Source organism: Spirosoma endophyticum, from assembly GCF_900112365.1.
Lineage (GTDB): Bacteria > Bacteroidota > Bacteroidia > Cytophagales > Spirosomataceae > Spirosoma > Spirosoma endophyticum.
On the sequence record NZ_FOLQ01000005.1, the window covers coordinates 32,562 to 53,950 of the forward strand.

The 21,389-nt window shown below is 45.5% G+C and carries 26 protein-coding genes; 14 read left to right on the forward strand and 12 right to left on the reverse strand.

All coding sequences use genetic code 11. The annotated features are described in order from the left end of the window. Nucleotides 1–195 precede the first annotated feature (195 nt). Nucleotides 196–369, reverse strand: coding sequence for a DUF1737 domain-containing protein (locus BM202_RS14715; protein ID WP_093827353.1), 174 nt, complete (start codon nucleotides 367–369; stop codon nucleotides 196–198). Nucleotides 370–377: 8 nt separating this feature from the next. On the opposite strand from BM202_RS14715, the gene BM202_RS37240 reads away from it, so the two are divergent. Continuing rightward, nucleotides 378–530 carry a hypothetical protein gene (locus tag BM202_RS37240; protein WP_177236596.1) on the forward strand — a complete coding sequence of 51 codons (153 nt, stop codon included), beginning with the start codon at nucleotides 378–380 and terminating at the stop codon, nucleotides 528–530. Nucleotides 531–1,212: 682 nt separating this feature from the next. Here the strand turns inward: BM202_RS37240 and BM202_RS14720 are convergent. Together BM202_RS14720 and BM202_RS39070 are read right to left on the reverse strand one after the other, a co-directional pair. Then, complete coding sequence (locus BM202_RS14720; RefSeq protein ID WP_093827355.1) at nucleotides 1,213–1,488, reverse strand: hypothetical protein; 276 nt, start codon at nucleotides 1,486–1,488, stop codon at nucleotides 1,213–1,215. A 717-nt stretch (nucleotides 1,489–2,205) separates the two neighbouring features. Beyond that, nucleotides 2,206–2,508, reverse strand: coding sequence for an HNH endonuclease (locus BM202_RS39070; RefSeq protein ID WP_093828052.1), 303 nt, complete (start codon nucleotides 2,506–2,508; stop codon nucleotides 2,206–2,208). Between the two features lie 273 nt (nucleotides 2,509–2,781). On the opposite strand from BM202_RS39070, the gene BM202_RS14735 reads away from it, so the two are divergent. Further along, the gene (locus tag BM202_RS14735) at nucleotides 2,782–3,654 is read left to right on the forward strand and encodes a hypothetical protein (RefSeq protein WP_093827359.1); all 873 of its coding nucleotides are present in this window, start codon (nucleotides 2,782–2,784) and stop codon (nucleotides 3,652–3,654) included. A 321-nt stretch (nucleotides 3,655–3,975) separates the two neighbouring features. Next, the gene (locus BM202_RS14740) at nucleotides 3,976–4,290 is read left to right on the forward strand and encodes a hypothetical protein (protein ID WP_093827361.1); all 315 of its coding nucleotides are present in this window, start codon (nucleotides 3,976–3,978) and stop codon (nucleotides 4,288–4,290) included. A 232-nt stretch (nucleotides 4,291–4,522) separates the two neighbouring features. On the opposite strand, the gene BM202_RS14745 is transcribed toward BM202_RS14740, so the two are convergent. Further along, nucleotides 4,523–4,657, reverse strand: a complete 135-nt coding sequence (locus tag BM202_RS14745) for an integrase core domain-containing protein (protein ID WP_093827363.1) — start codon at nucleotides 4,655–4,657, stop codon at nucleotides 4,523–4,525. A gap of 63 nt (nucleotides 4,658–4,720) precedes the next feature. Further along, the gene (locus BM202_RS14750) at nucleotides 4,721–4,927 is read right to left on the reverse strand and encodes a hypothetical protein (protein WP_093827365.1); all 207 of its coding nucleotides are present in this window, start codon (nucleotides 4,925–4,927) and stop codon (nucleotides 4,721–4,723) included. 496 nt (nucleotides 4,928–5,423) lie between these two features. Between BM202_RS14750 and BM202_RS14760 the strand changes: the two genes are divergently transcribed. From BM202_RS14760 to BM202_RS14780, 5 genes are all read left to right on the forward strand, one after another. Continuing rightward, a complete protein-coding gene (locus tag BM202_RS14760) occupies nucleotides 5,424–6,182 on the forward strand; it encodes an acetylxylan esterase (protein ID WP_093827369.1) in 759 nt (252 codons plus the stop codon). A gap of 37 nt (nucleotides 6,183–6,219) precedes the next feature. Next, complete coding sequence (locus BM202_RS14765) at nucleotides 6,220–7,662, forward strand: family 43 glycosylhydrolase (RefSeq protein WP_093827371.1); 1,443 nt, start codon at nucleotides 6,220–6,222, stop codon at nucleotides 7,660–7,662. 169 nt (nucleotides 7,663–7,831) lie between these two features. Next, complete coding sequence (locus BM202_RS14770) at nucleotides 7,832–8,110, forward strand: hypothetical protein (protein WP_093827373.1); 279 nt, start codon at nucleotides 7,832–7,834, stop codon at nucleotides 8,108–8,110. Nucleotides 8,111–8,599: 489 nt separating this feature from the next. Beyond that, nucleotides 8,600–8,707 carry a barstar family protein gene (locus BM202_RS39075; protein ID WP_394333795.1) on the forward strand — a complete coding sequence of 36 codons (108 nt, stop codon included), beginning with the start codon at nucleotides 8,600–8,602 and terminating at the stop codon, nucleotides 8,705–8,707. A gap of 267 nt (nucleotides 8,708–8,974) precedes the next feature. Then, entirely contained in the window at nucleotides 8,975–9,223 is a 249-nt protein-coding gene (locus BM202_RS14780; protein WP_093827377.1) for a hypothetical protein, read from the forward strand. Between the two features lie 638 nt (nucleotides 9,224–9,861). On the opposite strand, the gene BM202_RS38910 is transcribed toward BM202_RS14780, so the two are convergent. The 3 genes from BM202_RS38910 to BM202_RS14800 form a co-directional block, all read right to left on the reverse strand. After that, the gene (locus tag BM202_RS38910) at nucleotides 9,862–10,791 is read right to left on the reverse strand and encodes a helix-turn-helix domain-containing protein (protein WP_317039693.1); all 930 of its coding nucleotides are present in this window, start codon (nucleotides 10,789–10,791) and stop codon (nucleotides 9,862–9,864) included. Nucleotides 10,792–11,309: 518 nt separating this feature from the next. Next, nucleotides 11,310–11,732, reverse strand: coding sequence for a hypothetical protein (locus BM202_RS14795; protein ID WP_093827383.1), 423 nt, complete (start codon nucleotides 11,730–11,732; stop codon nucleotides 11,310–11,312). A gap of 231 nt (nucleotides 11,733–11,963) precedes the next feature. After that, a complete protein-coding gene (locus tag BM202_RS14800; protein ID WP_143100695.1) occupies nucleotides 11,964–12,170 on the reverse strand; it encodes a hypothetical protein in 207 nt (68 codons plus the stop codon). A 1,028-nt stretch (nucleotides 12,171–13,198) separates the two neighbouring features. On the opposite strand from BM202_RS14800, the gene BM202_RS14805 reads away from it, so the two are divergent. Next, entirely contained in the window at nucleotides 13,199–14,476 is a 1,278-nt protein-coding gene (locus tag BM202_RS14805; RefSeq protein WP_093827386.1) for a sensor histidine kinase, read from the forward strand. 30 nt (nucleotides 14,477–14,506) lie between these two features. Here the strand turns inward: BM202_RS14805 and BM202_RS14810 are convergent, their stop codons facing one another. Both BM202_RS14810 and BM202_RS14815 read right to left on the reverse strand, forming a co-directional pair. Then, nucleotides 14,507–15,019, reverse strand: coding sequence for a response regulator (locus BM202_RS14810; protein ID WP_093827388.1), 513 nt, complete (start codon nucleotides 15,017–15,019; stop codon nucleotides 14,507–14,509). Between the two features lie 394 nt (nucleotides 15,020–15,413). Further along, nucleotides 15,414–15,602 carry a hypothetical protein gene (locus BM202_RS14815; RefSeq protein WP_093827389.1) on the reverse strand — a complete coding sequence of 63 codons (189 nt, stop codon included), beginning with the start codon at nucleotides 15,600–15,602 and terminating at the stop codon, nucleotides 15,414–15,416. A gap of 524 nt (nucleotides 15,603–16,126) precedes the next feature. Between BM202_RS14815 and BM202_RS14820 the strand changes: the two genes are divergently transcribed. Beyond that, nucleotides 16,127–16,732: a hypothetical protein gene (locus tag BM202_RS14820; RefSeq protein ID WP_093827392.1), complete on the forward strand. Its 606-nt coding sequence runs from the start codon at nucleotides 16,127–16,129 to the stop codon at nucleotides 16,730–16,732. Between the two features lie 574 nt (nucleotides 16,733–17,306). On the opposite strand, the gene BM202_RS14825 is transcribed toward BM202_RS14820, so the two are convergent. Further along, nucleotides 17,307–17,561, reverse strand: coding sequence for a hypothetical protein (locus BM202_RS14825; RefSeq protein ID WP_093827394.1), 255 nt, complete (start codon nucleotides 17,559–17,561; stop codon nucleotides 17,307–17,309). Nucleotides 17,562–18,547: 986 nt separating this feature from the next. Here BM202_RS14825 and BM202_RS14830 point away from each other — a divergent pair. Next, on the forward strand, nucleotides 18,548–18,880 hold the full coding sequence (locus BM202_RS14830) for a YbaB/EbfC family nucleoid-associated protein (RefSeq protein ID WP_093828054.1): 333 nt from the start codon (nucleotides 18,548–18,550) through the stop codon (nucleotides 18,878–18,880). A gap of 87 nt (nucleotides 18,881–18,967) precedes the next feature. Beyond that, nucleotides 18,968–19,999, forward strand: coding sequence for a glycosyltransferase family 2 protein (locus BM202_RS14835; protein ID WP_093828056.1), 1,032 nt, complete (start codon nucleotides 18,968–18,970; stop codon nucleotides 19,997–19,999). A gap of 56 nt (nucleotides 20,000–20,055) precedes the next feature. Here the strand turns inward: BM202_RS14835 and BM202_RS14840 are convergent, their stop codons facing one another. Then, nucleotides 20,056–20,277 carry a PspC domain-containing protein gene (locus BM202_RS14840; RefSeq protein ID WP_093827395.1) on the reverse strand — a complete coding sequence of 74 codons (222 nt, stop codon included), beginning with the start codon at nucleotides 20,275–20,277 and terminating at the stop codon, nucleotides 20,056–20,058. 340 nt (nucleotides 20,278–20,617) lie between these two features. Between BM202_RS14840 and BM202_RS14845 the strand changes: the two genes are divergently transcribed. Both BM202_RS14845 and BM202_RS14850 read left to right on the forward strand, forming a co-directional pair. Continuing rightward, nucleotides 20,618–20,824 carry a cold-shock protein gene (locus BM202_RS14845; RefSeq protein ID WP_012930831.1) on the forward strand — a complete coding sequence of 69 codons (207 nt, stop codon included), beginning with the start codon at nucleotides 20,618–20,620 and terminating at the stop codon, nucleotides 20,822–20,824. Between the two features lie 119 nt (nucleotides 20,825–20,943). Next, nucleotides 20,944–21,372 (forward strand): hypothetical protein, encoded by a 429-nt coding sequence (locus tag BM202_RS14850; RefSeq protein WP_093827397.1) that lies wholly within the window; start codon nucleotides 20,944–20,946, stop codon nucleotides 21,370–21,372. The last annotated feature ends 17 nt before the right edge of the window (nucleotides 21,373–21,389 follow it).

Below are 21,389 nucleotides of genomic sequence, written 5' to 3' on the forward strand. Positions count from 1 at the left end.
CAACCACCCAGACCACCGGCACCAGTGGTAAACTCTCGGTGGGTCTAAGCGGGCAGCTCACTCCGGGCAACACCAAAGGCAACCTCAATATCAGTGTCGTGGTGGAAGGCAGTGGAGTGGGGGAAGTTAAGCTAACGAACAACGCCGACGCCGAGCGGATTGAGTACTTCAACAAGTAAGTCGGGCGGAAGTAAATTAGCCCTCATATTTTACCAGCGCCTGCACGTAGTAAATACGGCTGGGAAGAACCCCGATCGCAATACTACCAAATGGCTGCCATCCCTCATTGATAGCAGCCTGAATTAACGAACTTAACTCTGTAGGATCATCGGCCTTAATGGCGTTATACCCTTTTATTTGCTTTTCCATATTCTTGCTTGTTTTTAAAGATAACCCTGGCAAATGAACTTAGCTTATTTTTTGAACAAATAGTTTATCACTTCGACGATATTGACGCCTGGGTATTCACAGCCTACGGCGTCCGGTTGACGCTACCCGATCCGACCAAGCGAAAAGATGGGTATGTGTGAGGAATTGTCTAGATCAATTGTGACGCAGAATAGCAGCCAACTTTCTCATAGAGTAGGTTATTGAAGACTCGGTGCTGATAGTACCGGGTATTTTTATAGTTGACGATTACCAAAAATCACCTTCATCTTCCGGCCCGTTACCTTACTTAAAGTCTATCTTTAAGCTTCCATTCTCTCGGTCTACCCTGTCTTCTGTTAGTTTAATCAAGTCTAACAAATCAGCGAAAAAAAATGAAGAAAATAATAGTAATGGGAGCCATGCTACCGGGCGCAGCGGCTTTCAGTTCCAGTAGACTACTTAGATCGTTGAAAGCTGGTGATTAAATAAAAGTGGCTGTTCTTTATCTTCGCCTAAGGAATAGATGAACTTTTAATTAAAAATGAAACATTATTGACATATATATCGATATGTATATATGTGTAAAAATTCATCTAGTAAACACGAATTCACTAATTTATTCGCTCGCTACAAGGCCAGCGTATGGCAACAGGTTATAGCTCCAACACTTCAGGAATCACCCAGAGAGCATCTGGGCTTACCTAAAGGAATTTTTCAGCCCACGACCAAGTGAGTTGTATCCGTCCCACAATGTTTATAAGTAACCCGTAAAGAAGCAACCCTGTAGCCTCATTGCTGCGTGAAAGTGGCCGCGGGGTGCAACTTAGTTGGAGGGGGCCTAAATTAGTTATCAATGAACGCCAGCGCACCAGGGAAAGTTAGCTTCGGGAAGTGGAATATGCTAGGCTGTGCATCCAGTGGTATCAAGCACACCGAGTCAAACCACTCTAAGGTTACAAACTGAGCGGCCTTATGATTCGGATGGTTAGGATAGCTAACAAAAGCTTTCTGCTGATCGGGCGTTATGAAGTGAATATAGAGCTGTTGTGGGATGTCTACAAACGTAGGGTATGTGTACTGGTAAAGACCAGACGCGGGACGCTTAGATAATGGAAACATGTAGGTTGTATAAGTTCGGTAGCCCCAAATATGCCTAAAATAAGTTTACGAAAACTATTTGTACTGATTAGTTTATATAATAATAATAGTCCAATTATTGACTTAAGTAACAACACAGGAAGGCAACCGATTAGCAGACTTCATCTTTGTCGCTCTAAAACATAGAGATAAATCTTGCTCCCATCGCTGAAAAATCTCCTGCTTGCCGAAGTTACTTAGTAATATACTCTTCTACAGTCGTAGGCCAAGGTCATGGCAGTAAAAGCCCTGCCAAACGCTTAACGGGGTTTATATCATCACTTGACAATCACCCAATTATCTTGTAGTATTTTCCTGTTGATCTTTGAAAAATCGATGCCATGAAACAGGCTTTGCGATTGCTACGCAGCTATTGGGCCAAGCTCGTTCAGATACTGGCTCCTGACAGAAACCAGAAGCTGCCAAAGGGATACATGTATGGCGAGATCGTCAAAGACCGGACAAGTCAGTCACCCGGCAGGATCTACTATGGCATCCCGAGTATGAGGACTCACACAGGTTACATTTACAAAGGGCGTATATTGAAATCGGGTAAACGCTAGACCCTCAGGTTGATCGCAATTGCTTGAATCGCTATTTGAAAGACGCAATAGCGTCTTATCCGTTTGGGTGAGCTGTCGGGCGAGGGCTTTAAGCTAGGCGTTATTAACGGTTATCTTCATCAGGCAATGAGTGTTACTATCCTGTCCAGTGAGTCATGTGCCGCTCTATGGCCGACTTACGGGCATGGCAAGACTTGCATAAACTCATCACGTTGTTCTCATCTAGCGGTTCCCCTCCGAATCGAATGGGTTTAATATGATTGCCTACCGTGGCTACGGTCAGGATCTTCTTTTGCAGGCAATGTTCGCATAGGGGCTGCTTTTCGAGCTGACGCTTGTGCAGGTGTCGCCACGGCGCATTGCGGTAAAACTGATTCGGAACTCCCCTTGTGCCTCGTTTGCCCAGCGAGAGGTTAGCTTTTGCTGAGTCACCCTCCAGGGGTGGACGATCTTCTTAATTATGGGCATACCAAACACAAAAAACACTTTGTTATTATAAGTAAAAATAAGGCAATATAACTGATTATCAGTGCATAACAGTAAAAGTATTTAACCAGAATGACAATGGTGAAGTCAAGCCCTACCCTTTGGCAGCTACCTAGCTTGGAGTGGGAGAATAGTAAAGCAGATAAAAATGTTACTCTTATATTAATTAACACTATTTTATATATAATATTAAATTAAATTATCAACTTAAATAAAATGACGCACCATGACTACACGCTACCAACTCATACTATTCCTGGGGATTGTCCTGCTGGTTACTTCCTGCCAGGATCACCAGCCTGCTGAACCCCACCCTACGCGAAGCCGATTTAAACAAATGTTGGGCATTAGGGATAGTGGTCGGGATACAGCCCATTATTCAACAACCTATGAATTTGATGAAGCTAATCGGCCAAAGCTACTTCGTCGTTTGAATGGTGTTTACTACTACTATGTCATTGCCTATGAGTACGATGTACTGAATCGGTTAACGCTGATTAATTCAGAAACGATTGATTCTTATATGCCAGGCTATGATCTGATGGGGTACATGCTAAAACTAACATATAGCCCCGCAAGCAACTATGCTACGAGCTGGTTCGTAACAGCCTATGACAATACTGGCTTTACGTATTCGCGCCATGACTCGATTCGCTATGAGCTCAATGCCGCTCATCAATTAGTTCGGAAAGTAAATTACGCTCAACTCACCGGATTAAATAATATGCCCCTGGGGAGTTTTTACGTCAGAGACTCAACCAGCTATGTTTACACAGGTGGGAATCTTACCCAGACAAGGGAATATCACCTAGATGGAGCCTATTCACAGACTTTTATTACCACCTATGAATACGACACCGGACCAAATCCTTACTTGGAATTATACGGCGAGCTGGGTGATCGTCCGGAACTTTACCACAGCAAAAACAATAAGACCAAACGGACAGACCAGTGGGTGTTTTCCCTCTCAGGCCAGATCATATCGACAAGTGTACGCACGTATGTCAACAGTTATGATGCACAAGGTAGGCTTAGCCAGGTTGCTAGCCGAGACGATTTTGATAGCGCTAAGGAAGCCTATTACTACGAAGCCTATTAATGCATATGATAGACCAGGGAGGGGTACTGAAAACCTCTGGAGAGGTAAGGCCCGCGAATCGCTGTCTTAGTCTTTCATACGCGCCGTCAAAATTAGGGAGGGGGATGCACATGGTTTTCATATGTTAACAACTTGTTGCATAAACACCTGAATAGTTCATCTAGTACGAATCGCTAGCTGGTTTTAGGCGTGTGTTGTCAAAAGTCGGCAGGGGGTTCAAAGATTTTCATATGTTCGCGTTCCACAGCTCGGTTGTGCCCTTCCAACAATAACAATGACAAGTTGAAGGAGGTTAGACGTAGAGGTAATTCAACTCAACGTATGAACAACGCAGGCATTAAACAACATATCCGTTCGGAAATCCAGGCATTCCGAACCCTACCCCCAAGCGTAGACAATGCCACCGTTCGGGAACAATATCATCAGATTAAGGAACTGGTCAATAACTTATCGGGCAGTACCGCCGACGAAAAAGAACTCTATCTACAGGCGGCTAACGTGGTCAATCTGTTCAGCCAGAAGGATGAGGGCTACTTTCTTACTGCCAATGGCAGTGACATTTCTCAAAAGACAGCTGCCTTGCTCCGGTTGCAGGAATGGGCCAAGCGGGCGGGTGATATCTTGCAGGATTCGTAAACCTGCTCCTGTCTATTTACAAAAGTTAGCCGGGCTAGTAAGCCCAGGCTAACTTTCTCTTTGCACACAAGGGCTAAGCTACCTTGAAAACCCCCGTATGCTACTGATTGAGTTGGACAGATATTAAAATCAGCCTTCGTATTGCACATTTCCGTACATCAATTTCTTGTACGGATACCAGCCAAGCTTGGGCTTCCGCCTACGTTGGTGCATCTGATGGGGGTTAAATAGTTCACGGTGCATGCGGTCGAACTGTGTTATAAGCAGTGATCGCCCGTGCTACTGCTTCTTCACCTGCCGAAAAAGAAGTGAAACCACGAGCTAATTTGTAATCACCTTTCAGCGAACGTAAGACTCGTTCAGCCATTGCATTTTCGTTATTTCATCGGTGATGGGCTTTTTCATGACAAAACGGGGAGAGCGGGCAGCTTTAAACCGCACGGACGGCCCCGCACCACACAAGTTGGTAACGTTGGTAAGTTCGATTCCATTGATTGAGTAAGGTAGGGGAAATCCCAAAGTCGGTCAAGACCTGCTGTTGAGCGACCATCTGTAAGCGTAGGCGCTCAATGATTCGCCGTCGAAATAAGGCGGTTTTGTACTTTTGCTGGCTTCGAGCCATTTTGTTCTCAGTCATAACTTTACATGGTTAATGTCAAGCTATTTCAGAGGGGTACACTAGCAAAAATTACTCACAGTCGTGACATTTTGGGTGGTTTGAAAGGGAGGGATTGCGTCAGATTGAATACTACCTTGAAAGCCCCCTTGTCTTATCTTGGGGAGCGTTTTCAAAAGATTAAGTTGCCATCGACTACAGACCTGTTTTTGAAAGCAGGAAATATTCAGCTAAAGGGAGCATATTCTGTGTTAGTGCGAACGTTGGAGCGTGAGCATCTGACGCTTCGCATCCGCTTGAAACGACTCACCCGTTGCTGATCGCTTCGGCGCTCCGATTGTTTTTCTAACTGGGCCGCAGGAGCGGTCGGTGATCAAAAACCACCTGTTGATCGGACTATTCATCAATCACTATTTTTTCACTATTCAACCTGGTTAAGCCACCACCTCTTCGTTTAGTAGGTTTCCATAAACTACGCTTTCTATAGAAACAATACTCATCACGAAGGGAGTAGGCTATGAACAGAAAATACAAATACGTATTGCCGTTGATATCGTTTATCGTTTTATCAGGATTACAACTAAGTGGCCTCACTGCTTTTGCACAGAGCCCGGGTCCGGGACAAAGAATACCCCTCCCGCCCATACCTATAAAAGGGGATACGACCCATATCCTATCCAAACACTTCACAACGGCCGCTGCTACAAAAAAAGCCCCGGATGCAAAGGGCTTTATTCAACGCTGGCTTGTGCTGGAACCTGTAAAGAAAGATATTGTCCGAAATAATATTTTCACGGATAACTACCTCAGAACAACGTTTTCGGACGATAATTTTTCCAGCGATTACACCATAGTTCCCAAAGATGGCCAAACAGTAAAAGTGGGAAACCAGGAATTGAAGTGGTATGCGTTGGACAGCAAGGCGTTCAACGTTAATTTATACCATTTTACCTACGCTATTAATAAGCCAAAATACGGAATACTGGTCTGGCTCGTCACGGTCATCGATTGCCCTGAAGAAATCCAGAACGTCAGGATGGCTGCCGGATGTAATTCCGGCAGTATGTGGTGGTTGAATGGCCAGGAATCCTTGCTGCTTTCTGGTGATAGGGATATGATTGCCGATAATGGTACCTCTGCCCGCTTAACGCTTAAAAAGGGGAGAAACATCATCCGGGGGGCCGTTATAAACGGACCGGGTATGGCTAATTTCTGTGTTCGCTTTTTAGATGAGTACGGATTGCCCATAAAAAAACTCGGTATCAGTTACCAATAATAGACGGTCGTCTGTCAATGCTTATCAAAAGTAGTCTATGAAAAAAATAAACGTGTCCTGCCTGATAACCGTAGTCGCCTTATTAATAACCCAACCCCTACTAGCTCAGATCGGAAGGCCATTTATCCATGATCCCTCAACCATCGCTGAATGCGACGGCAAGTATTACACATTCGGCACCGGCGGTGGCGGATTAATTTCCAATGATGGCTGGACATGGTACGGTGGCGGGGTGAGACCAGGTGGTGGAGCGGCTCCTGATGTCATCAAAATTGGGGATCGTTACCTGGTCATCTATGGAGCAACCGGTGGTTCACCCAACCACAAAGGCGCAATTCTTACCATGTGGAACAAGACATTAGACCCAAAATCCCCTGATTTTACCTATTCTGAACCGGTTGTGGTGGCAACGTCGGATGGCTATGAAGAGAACGACGCCATTGACCCCGGGGTTATGCTAGACCCTACTACCGGGCGCCTTTGGCTAACCTACGGCACCTATTTTGGCTTCACGCGCCTTATCGAATTAGACCCCAAAACAGGAAAACTCAAGGCAGGAAACAAACCCGTAGATGTAGCCATCGTATGTGAAGCCAGTACGTTAGTCTATCGCGACGGTTGGTATTACCTGCTTGCTACGCATGGCAGTTGTTGCGATGGTGCCAACTCCACCTATAATGTGGTAGTGGGTCGTTCCAAAAATATAAATGGGCCTTACCTGGATAATGTAGGCAGAAGCATGTTGGAAGGTGGTGGTAAACTGGTGGTTGCGACCCGCGGAGGATTAATAGGCCCCGGGCACTTTGGACACATCATTTTAGAGAAGGGAGTTGAAAAAATGTCTATCCATTATGAAGCCGATTTAGAGCAGGGTGGTCGAAGTGTATTGGGCATACTTCCGGTGGTTTGGAAAGAGGGATGGCCTGTTGCCGGAGAAAAGTTTAAAGAAGGTACGTACGAAATTGAATCCGTACGAAGAGGCTATGGATTAGAGTTGGCCGTTGATTTTACACGAATGGCCGTTGGACCACGGGGATTTGGCCAGCCCAATAATGACCCGACAAAACCCGTTCCGGATCAACAACTGGCCGATGTAATCAAGAACTGGCCAACCGGGAATATTAACGTGAGAATAGGCGACTACATGTCCCGCCCCCATCAAAAGTGGACGATTACCGATACGCCTGATTCAACTGGGTATTTAGGTGGCCCCTATTATAAAATTATCCTTGCCGGAACCGATCGGGCCTTAGCGGCTACTACCGATGCAGAAGTACTAACCGTACCGGCATTTACCGGCACACCTGAACAGTTATGGCGAATCGATCAATTGACGGATGGCACCTACCGGATAATGCCCAAGATCGTGCCGAATTCAGGAAAGAAGTTAGTGCTGGTATCTTCCGGAGACAGCACACCGACCCTGGCAGAATTTGATTTTAACAACGATAATTCTAAATGGAATTTTAGGGCTCACTGAGGATATTCTTTTCCCAAGTCAATCACGCTTGGTGGTCTAATTGATAACGAGTCTTGTGAATTCAGGAAATGCAAACAAATGTGTACAACTAATTGTAGTTACTGGTCGTTGCATTCAAAATCAAAACTAAGTGGCCGTACCCCTTCCTTACCAACCATGAAGCAGTCGTATGCCTATTGAGAAGTTAATAAACTGGATCACACCGCTAACGCTGGGAGCATTACTGGGTTTGTACGAGATCCTGCATGGCCTATTTTATGTACTTTATGGAACACCCGACCAAAAGCGAGACTATCCGCTAGAGATTGTACTTGGACTGCCGATCATGGCCTTATGCCTGGGTGGACATTGGGTGATTCGGCGCCTTTTGCAGTCTAATGCCCGCAACATCTGGATCATTGAATCGATCCTGGTGGGGCTGGTCATATACGGTTTTTTTCGGTCGTAAAAGCGCCTACCGCCCCAACGTATTATCGGGTATTTGGTAAAAAAGTCGGCAGCTATGGGTCTAATGCTATGGATAGATTGTGATTAATAAGTTTCCCGTTTCGCCTAGCCAGTCCAATTTGTTAAGCCAACAAACAAGCTAACGATCGACAATATGATGTAATGTATGGTAGTCGATTAGCATTAGGTAGTTTATTTGTTATCGTTCAAAAAAGTTAAATGATCATTATCAACTGTATTGGTAATAAGTAACTATCAAAATCGTTCAGAAAAACGTCCGATTAAGACTGGGCCTGCAATTGCATATATCGTTCTAAAATCACCCGATTGGGCAGGACAAGACAAATTTATGGTCCGATGGGATCATTACCAGTTAGTCCTACCAGTTAAGATTATGTTCTCCCCACTGTCAACTATTTTTAGCCCCGATTATACAGGCTGCTCTTTACAGTGTTTTGGCCTGGTAAATTAAACGCCCAAAACGTATATGATGATACTTGACTTAATCGGTATTATCTCTAAAACAACACTTCACTACCTTTTCAAAACGGAACTTCATTTCCCGGATTGGTACAGCGTGAGCTGGGATGCCTTCTAGGGTTGTATTGTGGCCACTGTCGAGATGTCACCCCAACTGATCCTCACCGATTGGGACGAATTCGCTCGGCAATATCCTCATGATAGGCTCATTTTACTACAGATTATTCAGGGCTATGGGGAGACAATGGCCCCTAAGTATAACGTATTGACTTGATAGCCTATTAACCTGGTGGGGGTCCACAACTTGGTATAAGTGTTGATTCGTAGTAATCTTACGAAACTTGGCGATATCCGCTCGATGCTTGGGCAAGTCTAACCATTTCTGATGAAGAAAAACCAGCTACCCATCTCACTGGTCATTATCTGGACCAGCTCCATTTTTCTGGGGCTGTTATCGTCGGTTCCGCAACGGGCTGCTCCCCGTTTTAACCCAGCCGAAACCGCTGTCAATGCCGGCGTAACCGTTACGTTTGCCCTGTTGATGTGGTACGTTAATATGTATACACTGTCGCAGCGGCCACAAAAAACGCCAAAGCAGACGATACCGTACCCCCAACTCAACCAGCCATTGTAGTTGCTATAGAGTAGTTGCTTCTATGACATAGACTGCCTATCTAAGTCAAGCCTGAGCTTCGCTTGATAATTCAAGTGATTCAAACGTAGTGTGTGAGTGGCCAACTTACTATACTTCTTCCGTGTAGGCAATTTCTGAAGGCACCCTCCCTGATCCATGTCTTGAGTTAGCTTTTCCAGTTCCCTTCGCATCCGAATAACCATCATTAACAACTGGCCCACAGGGCATTGACCGATATGTCGCTTATGGGCTGTTCGCAAGTCTTGTTTGGCTATGCGCTGTTTAACATGGGTGATTAATTGAGTATAACTTAGATAAAAATTGGCCGCTGCCTCAAGCCAGTTAGCTAGTATAGGTTTGGGTGAACCCCCATTTTCAGTTAGCGCAAATTTATCGGATAGGTGCTTATTCATTTAAGTAGTTGCTAGTATTTATACCCAATTGGTACTGCTAGCAAATTTGATCCTTTATGGACCAGTACCTCCTACACTATATCCGTAGAGAATTACATTATTCACACATTTGCGGGTCATGCACCTCCCTGATTCATGTTCCAAAAGCAGATACACCCTAAATTGACGGATTGGATTAATATGACACGTTTAAACAAATTGCCAGTTACCCTAAAAGAGGATGGTTCAAATTTTGTATTCCGGTTTAACAACATATTCTACAGCTGAAAAATGAGTGACCTCCCCTTGCTCATTGTGCAAAGGCTCAATCCGTAGGTGACATAGATAGTGATCCCCGTTACTACGATAGTTCAATACCTCGGCTTCTACCGTTTGTGCTGCATTCAACTGGTCCCGAATAAACCGTAACATGACCGCGTCAGTACCCGGCCCTTGTAAAAAGTGAGGTGTTTTTCCTAGTACATTTATGGGACTGTAGCCAGTCATGGTCAAAAAACTACGGCTTGCCCATAAGATTGTTTTCTTAAAATTGGTTATCACCAAGATGCAACCCCGACGGAGTGATCGGTGGTAATAATGACGCTGTCGGCCACTAAGTGACCAAGAGTATCCTTTACAAAGCTGGGCAAAAAACAGTACTTCATCGTATTGAGCTTTCCGGTGCTGGACCTTAAGTTGCTTAAAGAAGCGGGGAGTTAAACCAGTGACTTTTTTGAACTGATTGGATAGATGGGCCACACTGCTAAAGTGCAGGTTGTAGGCGATTTGACTAAGACTCAGTTCGTCATACGACAACAATTCTTTTGCTTTCTCAATTCGTTGAACAATCAGATATTGCTCAAGCGTGGTGCCCGTCATCTGAGAAAATAGGTTAGACAGGTAGGTATAATCATAGCCAAGTTTTTTACTGATATACTCAGAGTTTTTTAGTTTGAGCGGCTCGGCTGCATCTTGTACCATTTCCAGAGTAAGTCTTTTTATTTTTTCAATCAGGATAGCTTTTTTATCGTCCATTAGTTCGAGTCCCGATTCTAATAAAGCGATTTTCAAATGGTCACGCTGCTCATCCGTAATAGCCTCTTTGAGTTCCACTTCTCCTAAATCGACTACGCTGTAAGGCAGCTCAAGTTGCTCCAGCGTTGCCTGCACAATCATTTTGCAGCGTCGGGTAACCATGTATTTGATAAAGAGTTTCACTTAGTAGTAATTTACAGGGTGGATAGTATGAACAGATAAGACGTATTTATATGAAAGAATAGGATAATATGGAGAAAAGGTAACCATAATTTCAGTAGTATTTATAGAAATAGTGTTCTCCTCCCTTTCGGATAGATCAAGGGTTTGCTACTCTCCTGTGAGGTTTATTCGTGTGTTTGCCCACTCACCAGCGCTTATGCTAATGACCTCCTCAGCCCCAGAAGACCGTGAGCGGTTAATCCGCTTAGGGGTTAGTCAGTTTATGACCAAGCCCTTCGACCACGAGTAGTTGAGGCAGATGCCTCATAAATTAAGTCAGCAATGAGCGTTGCTGTAAGCGATTATCCACCAACAATACTCCATCTATAAAAAAGAGTCGTCTTCAAGTGGACTTAAACACGTCTGGTAGGGATCGGAAACTCTCTAGCGTTGTTAATGAACCATAAACATAGTATCCTTACCCACTTGCCGCTTGCTTAAAGCTTTGCGGACGCCCGACAGCGAGCGAGCAGGATTTTATTCTGACCGATGTGCTCTTCGAGCTTAGCCTGCGTTTGGGCTAGATTGGCTCTGACCTGGACTAGCTGCCGGGCGAGCTGGGCGAGGGTAGCCCGCTGTTGCTGATGAATCCGACGAATTCGCGTTGTAACCGCCTGATGAAGCGGCTCTTGGGCAACAAGAATCAGTTTGCCGGGCGTGTTTAGGGCCTGTAGGTGTTCGCTCAGGGCCAATTCAGCCAGACTACCTACAGCATCAGATGTCGGTGTAGGGCTATCAATCTGATGAATTAATTTGATTAATCGGGTCTGAGTCTGGGAGTCAGCGCGATCAATAACCTGCTCGGCCATTCTAAATACGTACTGCTCGAGAAGATTGTTAAACGAAGGAATTGGTTTCATGGGGATAGAAAGTATACACTTGAAATTTATAGCCTGGTAATCCATTGTCTCAGGCACTGGCCGAATTAGCGATTCCTAGTGCGATTTGAATCGTCTGGTAACTCTCTCTTAAGCAAAGAGCATTGCGTTTGAACTGCTGAAACAGCCGTAATGGGTCGGTATCCCCTGAGCTATTCTCGAACTCGGTCAACAAATGGGCCAACTTTTGGCATAGACTAAGGCGTAGCGCTATCAAGTCATCTTTTGGCCAGGCATAACTTTGGCAGAACAGAGTCGTCGTATCCCAGGCGTAGCTAGTTGGCTGGCAGAAAGGGCCTTCTCCAGTGCCTGATACCCCTGATGAATTTGCTCAACAGCTTCCAGACAGCCCGCAAAAGCGTGTTTGACGTTATCTTCATCCGCCGTGGCGGTATGCAGGGTCACTAGATGGTTCTTCATTGCAGCCATTTTATTTAATATCAGGTGTATGGAAAAGATAAAGATTAAACAAATAAGTAGACTTTTAATCTTTTTGAAGAAATAATTTAAATATATTAATGCATTTACATAGACGGTCAACAAAATGGCTCCAGGCCATTAGATACGGGCTATCCAGGCCTTGGGCAAACAGGCGAAGGCGGCCAGAAGTCCATGGCTTTAATGATTCGTTGAACCGCTACAACGAGCGGTTGTATCAATTACCTAAACAGCCCAAAAAAGTCCACATGTACCTCTTTTTGAACGTGTCCATAGTCAACTCCTCGGCCCTGTGGATAAAATTTATAGAAAGTAGAATTGGTAGGGATTTGGGTATTTATTTCTTTCCTTATTCTCTCCTAAATTCCGCTAATTGTGAACGATCCTATTCTGAACGTGACGTGAAGCGATCTAGCTCGTCAAGAGTAGGCATATGACGCCGTACAAGCCCCAGCTATTTGGTCGGGGCTTTTGTATGTCAAGAGGGCACTACTTTATGTACAATGTAGGGCCCGAGGTCCGAAAGAAGGACTAGGCTGGTAAGCGCTGTCCGTTTGCCGGACTTCGATCAAATCGAAATGTAATTCTCACCTACATAATAAGCGAAACCTGGATTACTGGTAACGCTCTTAACAGGCTTTCAAAGCCTATTTTAAATACCACCAAAAACGGCATTATAACACGAGTTGTTGTATAGCGTCTGTATGGCGCATTTCTATGCACTGGAAAGTATAAGCTATTTTACACGTTGTCACCGCAAAAATCATCAGATAGCCAGTAGAGATTTTACCTTGGTGACTCCGGCTACCGGGTTGTGATATCCCCCGTTATCTCACTTGACCAGCAAAGTTAGCTTCTCCCTAACCTAATACCCGAAAAGGGTGTTACCTTTAGCGTAATGGTAATCGCTTTGGTTATCAGTTAGTTTTCGCCTGGTTGCCTAATTGGGACAACTCCTCCGGACGGACCGCGCCTGCCGGACGTAGAGAGTGCGTTTACCCTAGTCAACCATGACATCCTCCTTGGAAGGAGCCGAGGCTCCTTTAGCTCAATTAGCCACCTATCTGGCCGCTCGTCGCGAATCCCTGCTGGCCAACTGGCGGACCGCTTGCGAGACCGATCACACCCTGAAGATAGTCGCCAGCTTAAGCCGAGAAGAGTTTAACAATAAAGTCCCCTTTATGCTTAATGTGCTTCAGCAGCAGTTGGGGGGCCAGGACCAAAAAGACCAGATCGGCCTGTTAGCGGCTGAACATGGCCTTCACCGCTGGCAAAAAGGCTATGCCCTGGTAGAATTGTCGGCCGAGATGCAGCATCTGAGCAACATCTTACTGGGGGAGTTACGGCTCTGTTGGCAGCTCTACCCGGCCATTGACCGACAAGCCATGGCGACGGCTTATGAGTTCTTCGCTACCTTTACTTATCAGATCAATGTGGGAAGCCTTCAGCAGTACGATACCTTGCAACGGACAACGGCGTTAAGTCGGGTGGAAGTCCTGGAGAAAACACTGACGCAGTTGACTCAGTTGAGTCGGCAACGTAGTGATCTACTCCATCAATCCTCGCATGACCTGAGGGGGAGCTTCGGCATCATTGCCGGGGCGGCCTCCATGTTGGAACTAACCAGTGATTCCGAAGAAGACCGACAACAGTTTCTGGCCATGTTGCAACGCAATCTGGCCAATAGTCGCCATTTAGTGACCCGACTCATCGAGGTAGCCCGCCTGGAAGCCGGGCAGGAAACGCTCAACATCAAGCCCCTGGATGCTGGCCAGTTGTTGATTAACCTGGTAGCGGGCTACCAGACCCTGGCTGCCGAGCGGGGGCTTTTATTGAAAGCCGACGGTCCGGCAGCCTTGCCCGTCGAGAGTGATCCGGTTCAGCTTCAGCGGATCATTCAGAACCTGGTGCTCAACGCGCTGAAACATACCGCGACCGGCTTTGTATCCGTCTCCTGGAGCCGGGAGAATGACTATCGCTGGATTGTTAGCGTGCAGGATTCGGGACCGGGCTTACCCACGGCTAGTCAGGTGGGTTCATTACCTCAACTCTTAGCCCCCTCTCCCGAATCAACGGCGGCCTTCGGCGTGGCAAATCCTCAGGATGATGCTCGGCAAGCGGTTACGATGCAGGCCTCTCGCTCCGCTTTTGCCCACCAAGGGGAAGGCATTGGTTTATCCATCGTTAAGGGCTTGTGTGAGCTGCTACGGGCTCAGCTGGAAATCGAAAGCGAGCCGGGAAAAGGCACCCTGATTCGGATACGGTTAGCCATTCACTGGAAGTACTAACGGCTTGTCGGCGTTTGCTGCCAAGCCTCTTTATTCACTCCCTCCGGTTGAATCCAGGGGTAGTACGCCCTGTTCCCACCAGAACTGGCGCAGGCTCTGAGCCAAGCTCAGCCAACGGTTCATAGTCTGGGGCTTTACGATGTAAAAGCTAGCTCCCTGCTGATAGGCCTGGCGTATATCCGCTTCCGCCACGGATGAACTCATCACCAGGATGGGAATCTGCTGCTGATTGCCGAGCAACATCCGAACATCGTTTAAAAGGCCAAAACCCACGGCACTCTGGGGCAGGTAGAGATCCTGTAAAATAAGCTTAGGTAAGGCCGTCTGGTTGGTTAGGCAATTAGTGAGGTAGCCGATGACCTGCTTCCGATTAGCGCATCGATGCAGGGTTACATCGGGGAAGAATTTTTTCAGGCTAAAGTGAACTAAGGTCCAGATGTCCTCCTGATCTTCTACCACCAGCAAAGTCGCCTTCTGAAAGTTATGTTGGTGTACCGGGGAATAAGGGGTATCCGTTTGCTGATCGGTCTTAAGTGAATCCATGGCCCTGCTGTTAAGTGGTAGACAAACCCTGTTCTCACTTGAGGGGGCTCCTGCTTGCAGTCAACTAACTGATCGGTCAAGCTAACGACGGTTTAACGCCTTCAACAGGATGTTGTTCAGCGCAGAATTCATGCGATGAGTAACCGGGCCGGGGCATAGTCTTGTGGTTATCCTCTACGGATATTGACGGATAGTTATGATGTGGTTTTAGCGCTTGTAAAACGGCCAATCCTGTTTTCAGGCCAGGCAAATACAGGTCTAATAGAATCAGTTGAGGCAAATCTTCTTCCGTTCGTTCATAGTTATTCAGATTGGTCAGGAGCTCATCCGCCCTGGAAAGCCAGGTGAGGTTAGCTTCTGAAAACTGCTCAAGCAGTACCCATCTCAGGATGAATCATTCATCTGGATTATCTTCAATAACCAGGATATTTGGACTACTGGCTTGTGATTCTATCCAGTCTTCTATATCTATCCCCAGTCTTCTTAGTTCTAAAAAATGGGATTCATACATACGAGCTTTGTACTGAGCCAGCCATTGCTCAAATTGACTTCGGTGTGGTCTTTTGTTATTTTTCAGCTGCATACTTAACCGGATGTAACTCCATTTAGCTATAAATTCCAAGTATATACACGTTGTTGAACGGTCTAACTAATTATATTAAACAGATTGATACTATATTATGAGGGTACGGTCGTTTGTGAAGGTCGTTACAAGTCAGCATGTCACCTTTGACTATTAGGCCTTTACGCACAAAACAGCCTCGATACAATGCCGATGATGCGGGTATTTTTATACGGACTGCCGAATACGCTACTTCATACTTAGTTACCTGCGTTTTGAACCGGCCCGTTTGTTTTCTGTAAAGCGTTACCCCTGGCTCCTTTTGAGAAGCTATAATCTTCCCGCTTCGGGAGATTTCCTCCTTTTTGATTGCCAATGCTTACGTTTTTACTGTTAATTTGACGATGCAGGGCTGTTAAGCGTTTGAAAGAAGAGATTAATCAGCCGCTGAATAAGTGGATGTACGAGGCAGCTATGAACGCAGGCAATAATAGAAACAGGCATGATCTTGTTAACATTTATACCAGCTATCTGTTTTTAGGTACATGGATACGCAAATCAAGCCTAACACCGGCCTGTCGCTCAACGATTCCAGTGGACGCGACCTATTAAAAGCATCGATTACCGATTACCTCACCTTCTTACGGCGACAGCCTGCGGTCTGCGGCAGTGCTGAACAACATGAAGCGCTACTAAAGCACATTGCTCAGGGGCATGATTTGATTAAGCTAGTGGCGGCAGAGCGACTAAAAATCACTCGTCAGCTTGACAAACAGAAACACGGTTGGATGGAAGTCGAGAAAGAGATGACGGCTCCTATTGAAGAAGCTCTGAAACCCCTGAAAGATGCTATTGAGCACTACAATCGGGAAATCTTGCGTGTTCGTGCCCATCAACAGGCCGAAGCCGCGAATCAGGCTGAACTGACTTCCAAGGATGAAACCAATTGGTTAACACCAGACGTGTCGTTGGTGGCTATTCCCAAGGGCGTACAGATGCGGTGGACTTTTGAGATTGTTGATCCCAACCAAGTGCCAAATGGCTACTGGATAATTGATGAAGCCGCTATTAAAGCCGCCATCGCCACTGGTGAACGTAATATTCCTGGCGTGCATATTTATGAGGAAGCCATTACTACGTTCCGTAAATGAAGTACTAGTTTTTTAGCTTTTACTCCCCACGAACCGTTTACCTGTTGCAAGGTCCAAATTAGACGAGTAACTCAACGTAACGTCGTGAAAAGATCGTATTAATGGGAGCCATGCTATTGAGTGTATCGGCTTTTAGTGTTTAGGCACAACTAACGAATCCAACGAATGGGTAAATAGTGAAAGGTCAAAAAATAGCGTTCGGGGTACTCAAATGGACGCTATTTTGATGGATAGCTCAACTACCCAGAATAGTAACAATGATAGAAATCAGTCAGGCGCCGTAAAGTGATGAACTCCTCTACGGGTAACTCAGTAATGAGCCGTTCCGGATCAACCGACCAGGAGAATAGCCGTAAAATGAAACGTAACCGGGGCAACTATAGTAGTCAATCCTCTTCCCCTATGAATACTACGTCCCTCGTTGGGGAAGACTGGTCTATAGTTACGCCAATGGCTTTTGCAAGAGAATCCATGACCTTAACATAGTGTAGTGAATGGATAGTTTAAAAGTCAGCTCGTCGATGGAGCTGACTTTTTTTGTTCATAGACTATCTAATCTTTGGCGTACTACGTATCAAGGAATAACTTCGGGTGCTCCCACCGGGCTATCCGGATCAACCCGATCTTTCAATTCATCAGTTGTCAGAGGCATCCCCTCCTCGTTCACCAACTCGCTTTTGCTTTCAACCAGAAGTTCCTTGAATTCTTCGATGTTCTTGACAATTCCATTATCGCCGATGGGATCTTGCTCCCCAGTAACCGGGTTAAAATCGTGCGCTTGACTGTCTAGCTCGGCTGATCTTGACGCAGGTAAGGCCTGTTTTTTCATAGGGTATTGTGTGCGATTATTTCCTTATCCAACTGCGAGCCTGAGGTGTTTGTTTGCAGCCTTCCGGCTGCCTGTCAGCTTGATAACATGGCGTGTAATGCATACACAGGGTATATTCTTTTCAGTAGCCTTAGTACTCAGGAACAAAGCCAATCAATAGCTAGTTGGAAAGAGATAATAAGACGTGTGTCCACTGGCCACGTTTTATTAGTGTGGATAGAAGCAATAAGCCCGGTCGCAATGCAACCGGGCCTTATTTTTATCAATTGGATAGGAGCAATAAGCTTCTTATGTACGTCTCTGGAAGCGTTTAGGATTTATGTCGATCATAAAAGTCGCGGCAATCGCTCAGCAGTGCTTTGACTTCTTAGCTATGCCCACTAGAACCGAGCGATACTGATGCGATTTGGCTCTAATGGGCGGAGGCTGCTTTTCAATGAAATGCTTTAGTTATGTCTCTGGTCAGAAACCCGTTCTAAGTATCCAGCCTAACTACTGCGAAAATCCGGATCAGTTTACTTCCTTTTTCTAAAACGCAGATACCGTACCTTTTCAGCAATCGGACTTGAAGCCCCCTCACGTTCCCAAGTGAGCAATTATGACCGACTGGTAAAGAAGGTGGCGCTATTCTGGGTATTAACAAGCAGATCACCTTACACACACCACAGCTTCGTCGAACATTTGATGGACTTAACTGGATGGAAAAAATGTCACAGACTTCACCAGAGCATACCGACATCAGCACCACTCAACGTTATATTCCCCAGATGAAACAAGCGATATAGACCGTGGCAATTCAGTATATTCGCGCTGGCAGAAGGCCGTCGAACAATCGGACATTGCGACGAACAAAATGCCATAGCACCCAGTTAAAATTGTACTAAACTATTTTTGCGAAAAACCGCGAAAATAACGTTTCGTACTAAATGCTTAACTGTCTATTATTCAACTAAATGCGAAACGAAAGTTTCGCTTCATTTTATATTATGAACATGATGGACATGTTCGGGAAAATGAAGGAAGTTCAATCCCGAATGAAAGATGCCCAGGAAACACTCAGCACCATTTCGGAAACGGGTGAGTCAGGGGCGGGCCTGGTTAAAGTCACAGTCAACGGCCTGAAAAACGTACTGAAAATTGAGATTGACCCGGATCTAATCCGGCCTGACGATCGTGAAATGTTACAGGACTTGATTGTAGCGGCTACCAACAAAGCGATGTCGAATATTGAAACGAAGTCTCGTGAACATCTCCGCCAAGCTACCGAAGGGTTATTACCCAATATTCCCGGTTTGAATCTGGACGGGCTGATGCAATAAATAGTTTGTAAGTTTGTCGTTTATAGTTTGTCGTTCGTGTCACCCGTACTTGGCGTAACGTCAAACTACAAACGTCAAATTCGTTTTGTGGATACGCTTGCTATAGTTATACTGAATTACAACGGGCAACCGTTTCTGGCCAAATTTCTGCCTACGGTGCTGGCCAATACCGATGGGCATCCGGTTTACGTAGCGGATGGTGCGTCCACGGATGAATCCGTGTCATTTGTACGGGCTAATTTTCCCGAGGTTCGCCTTATCGAACTTCCCTACAATGATGGCTACGCAGGGGGGTATAATATGGCACTCGAACGCGTCCGAACCCAGTATGGGGGAGCCACTTACTACGTTCTGCCCAACTCTGATATTGAAGTGACGCCGGGCTGGCTTTCGCCCGTGTTGACGTTGCTGAAGAACAATCCGAAGATTGCTGCCTGCCAACCCAAGATCCGGTCTTATGACCAGCGTGAATTGCTGGAACATGCGGGCGCAGCCGGTGGTTTTGTCGACTGGCTGGGGTATATATTCTGCCGGGGGCGGGTTTTTGCTACGTTCGAAACCGACCACGGGCAATATGACGACAGCCGACAGGTATTCTGGGCAACGGGGGCCTGCCTGTTCATGCGAGCCGACGTATTCCACCAGACTGGCGGCTTTGATTCGTCATTTTTTGCGCATATGGAGGAAATTGACTGGTGCTGGCGTATTCAGCGGCTGGGCTATGAAGTCTGGGCATGCGGCCAATCGACGGTATTTCACGTTGGCGGGGGCACATTACACAAATCTAATCCAAAAAAGACGTATTTAAATTACCGGAATAGCCTGTTCATGCTCTATAAAAACTGGCCCGCCGATGGCTGGTTATGGCCTAAAATACTACTTCGGCTGGTTCTGGACGGCCTTTCCTCCCTCCTATTCCTGAAAGTTGGTGAATGGAGTGATGTAGGAGCAATTCTACAGGCACACTTCGCATTTTATAAACGTTTGCCTATCCTTCACCAGGAACGGAAACGCTTACAACAGCAGCAAACAACTGAAGTCAAACTATTTCCACGCAGTATCGTGTGGCAGTATTTTGCAGAAGGGAAAAAGACGTTCAAGGAGATATATGGTGTATGAAATATTTTTAAGCACCAGTCATATCATGTATTATACATCTTATATCATACATCCAGTTACAGTTCCCAGATGGTTGGATGGTTGTGCCGACGCATATGTTTATTCATTTCCATCCAGAAGGCAAGAATCAGGTATAAAATAACGGGAGAGCCGAGTGTTAGAAATGAAGTATAGATAAAATACAGCCGAATACTGCTAGCCGAGATGTTCATCTTCTCACCTAATCGCGAGCAGACGCCAAATGCCTGACTTTCAACAAAATACCTAATCTTATTCATGTTGTTTAGTTTGCGAAGCGTATGGATGTAAATTGAACCTATCTGAGGGTCACTAACTAATATGTGTAGTAGATTGTTTGCCGTTTACACAGAATATCAGTATAAACATAGTGAAAATAGCTAAAAAGTATCGTCAATCTATCTGAAGTCAGAACATTTTTGTTTTCTTTGTGTTGTAACGGCGTTAACGAGCACTATGCGTCATTTGCTACGTTACGCTTAACAAAGTTCGATGATTTTCAACTAAGTTCCTGTATTATCTGATTCCCTGGTAGTTGTTTCGTGATCTTTGTTAGTAACTGACCCTTTGTATGTTTAATTGTTTAATTGATTACGTTTTATGCAAACAGGTGTAGTAAAATTTTTTAACGAAAGCAAGGGTTACGGATTCATTGTTGAAGACGATACCAATCGGGACATCTTCGTCCACATTACCGGCCTGAACGGAATTACCATTCGAGAGAAAGACCGGGTACAGTTTGAAGTGGTTGATGGCAAAAAAGGACTTAACGCTGTAAAGGTGAAAAAAATAGACTCAGATTACTAAGTCTCCTACGTCTATATGTGATATTGAAACCCCGCCCGGCCTCAGGCGGGGTTTTTCTTTGTTGCTTTCCAACCTACAAATCGGTTGTTGGGTCATATCCAGACACAATCTAACGTACGATGAAGACGCTGATATTCATGTTCCTGACAGGTTTTTTAATGACCTGTAATAAAAAGGAAATCACATCTACCTGCAATGCTAATACCGACTATACCAAAGATGCTGGCCAGGCCCGTAAATGGATCGTGGGTGACTGGAAATTAGTTCGTGTTACGACTATGATTCCTAACCCAACAGTAGCCAACGTAGTACTGAAGTTTTCTGATACCGGTCAGGTCTCTACCAGTAAAGATGATAAACTAACGGCAACCAATACATATCAGATAGCTGATGTGCAAGGTAATTTAGTCCTCAAAACGGATGCAGAATCAACAGGAGAAAATTGGTACGTTCGAAACCCAATTGTACGAATATGCTCCAGTGAATTGTTTTTGGACGGTGGTATTGCGTACGATGGGCCTGGTTATACGTTCCAGCGTATTAAATAAGTCAAAGAATGCAAGAG

Coding starts and splice junctions, on each gene's coding strand:
- BM202_RS14715 (WP_093827353.1), bottom strand. CDS start 369: ATGGAAAAGCAAATAAAAGGGTATAACGCCATTAAGGCCGATGATCCT.
- BM202_RS14720 (WP_093827355.1), bottom strand. CDS start 1,488: ATGTTTCCATTATCTAAGCGTCCCGCGTCTGGTCTTTACCAGTACACA.
- BM202_RS14735 (WP_093827359.1), top strand. CDS start 2,782: ATGACTACACGCTACCAACTCATACTATTCCTGGGGATTGTCCTGCTG.
- BM202_RS14740 (WP_093827361.1), top strand. CDS start 3,976: ATGAACAACGCAGGCATTAAACAACATATCCGTTCGGAAATCCAGGCA.
- BM202_RS14745 (WP_093827363.1), bottom strand. CDS start 4,657: ATGGCTGAACGAGTCTTACGTTCGCTGAAAGGTGATTACAAATTAGCT.
- BM202_RS14750 (WP_093827365.1), bottom strand. CDS start 4,927: ATGACTGAGAACAAAATGGCTCGAAGCCAGCAAAAGTACAAAACCGCC.
- BM202_RS14760 (WP_093827369.1), top strand. CDS start 5,424: ATGAACAGAAAATACAAATACGTATTGCCGTTGATATCGTTTATCGTT.
- BM202_RS14765 (WP_093827371.1), top strand. CDS start 6,220: ATGAAAAAAATAAACGTGTCCTGCCTGATAACCGTAGTCGCCTTATTA.
- BM202_RS14770 (WP_093827373.1), top strand. CDS start 7,832: ATGCCTATTGAGAAGTTAATAAACTGGATCACACCGCTAACGCTGGGA.
- BM202_RS39075 (WP_394333795.1), top strand. CDS start 8,600: ATGATACTTGACTTAATCGGTATTATCTCTAAAACAACACTTCACTAC.
- BM202_RS14780 (WP_093827377.1), top strand. CDS start 8,975: ATGAAGAAAAACCAGCTACCCATCTCACTGGTCATTATCTGGACCAGC.
- BM202_RS38910 (WP_317039693.1), bottom strand. CDS start 10,791: ATGATTGTGCAGGCAACGCTGGAGCAACTTGAGCTGCCTTACAGCGTA.
- BM202_RS14795 (WP_093827383.1), bottom strand. CDS start 11,732: ATGAAACCAATTCCTTCGTTTAACAATCTTCTCGAGCAGTACGTATTT.
- BM202_RS14800 (WP_143100695.1), bottom strand. CDS start 12,170: ATGAAGAACCATCTAGTGACCCTGCATACCGCCACGGCGGATGAAGAT.
- BM202_RS14805 (WP_093827386.1), top strand. CDS start 13,199: ATGACATCCTCCTTGGAAGGAGCCGAGGCTCCTTTAGCTCAATTAGCC.
- BM202_RS14810 (WP_093827388.1), bottom strand. CDS start 15,019: ATGGATTCACTTAAGACCGATCAGCAAACGGATACCCCTTATTCCCCG.
- BM202_RS14815 (WP_093827389.1), bottom strand. CDS start 15,602: ATGCAGCTGAAAAATAACAAAAGACCACACCGAAGTCAATTTGAGCAA.
- BM202_RS14820 (WP_093827392.1), top strand. CDS start 16,127: ATGGATACGCAAATCAAGCCTAACACCGGCCTGTCGCTCAACGATTCC.
- BM202_RS14825 (WP_093827394.1), bottom strand. CDS start 17,561: ATGAAAAAACAGGCCTTACCTGCGTCAAGATCAGCCGAGCTAGACAGT.
- BM202_RS14830 (WP_093828054.1), top strand. CDS start 18,548: ATGAACATGATGGACATGTTCGGGAAAATGAAGGAAGTTCAATCCCGA.
- BM202_RS14840 (WP_093827395.1), bottom strand. CDS start 20,277: ATGAATAAGATTAGGTATTTTGTTGAAAGTCAGGCATTTGGCGTCTGC.
- BM202_RS14845 (WP_012930831.1), top strand. CDS start 20,618: ATGCAAACAGGTGTAGTAAAATTTTTTAACGAAAGCAAGGGTTACGGA.
- BM202_RS14850 (WP_093827397.1), top strand. CDS start 20,944: ATGAAGACGCTGATATTCATGTTCCTGACAGGTTTTTTAATGACCTGT.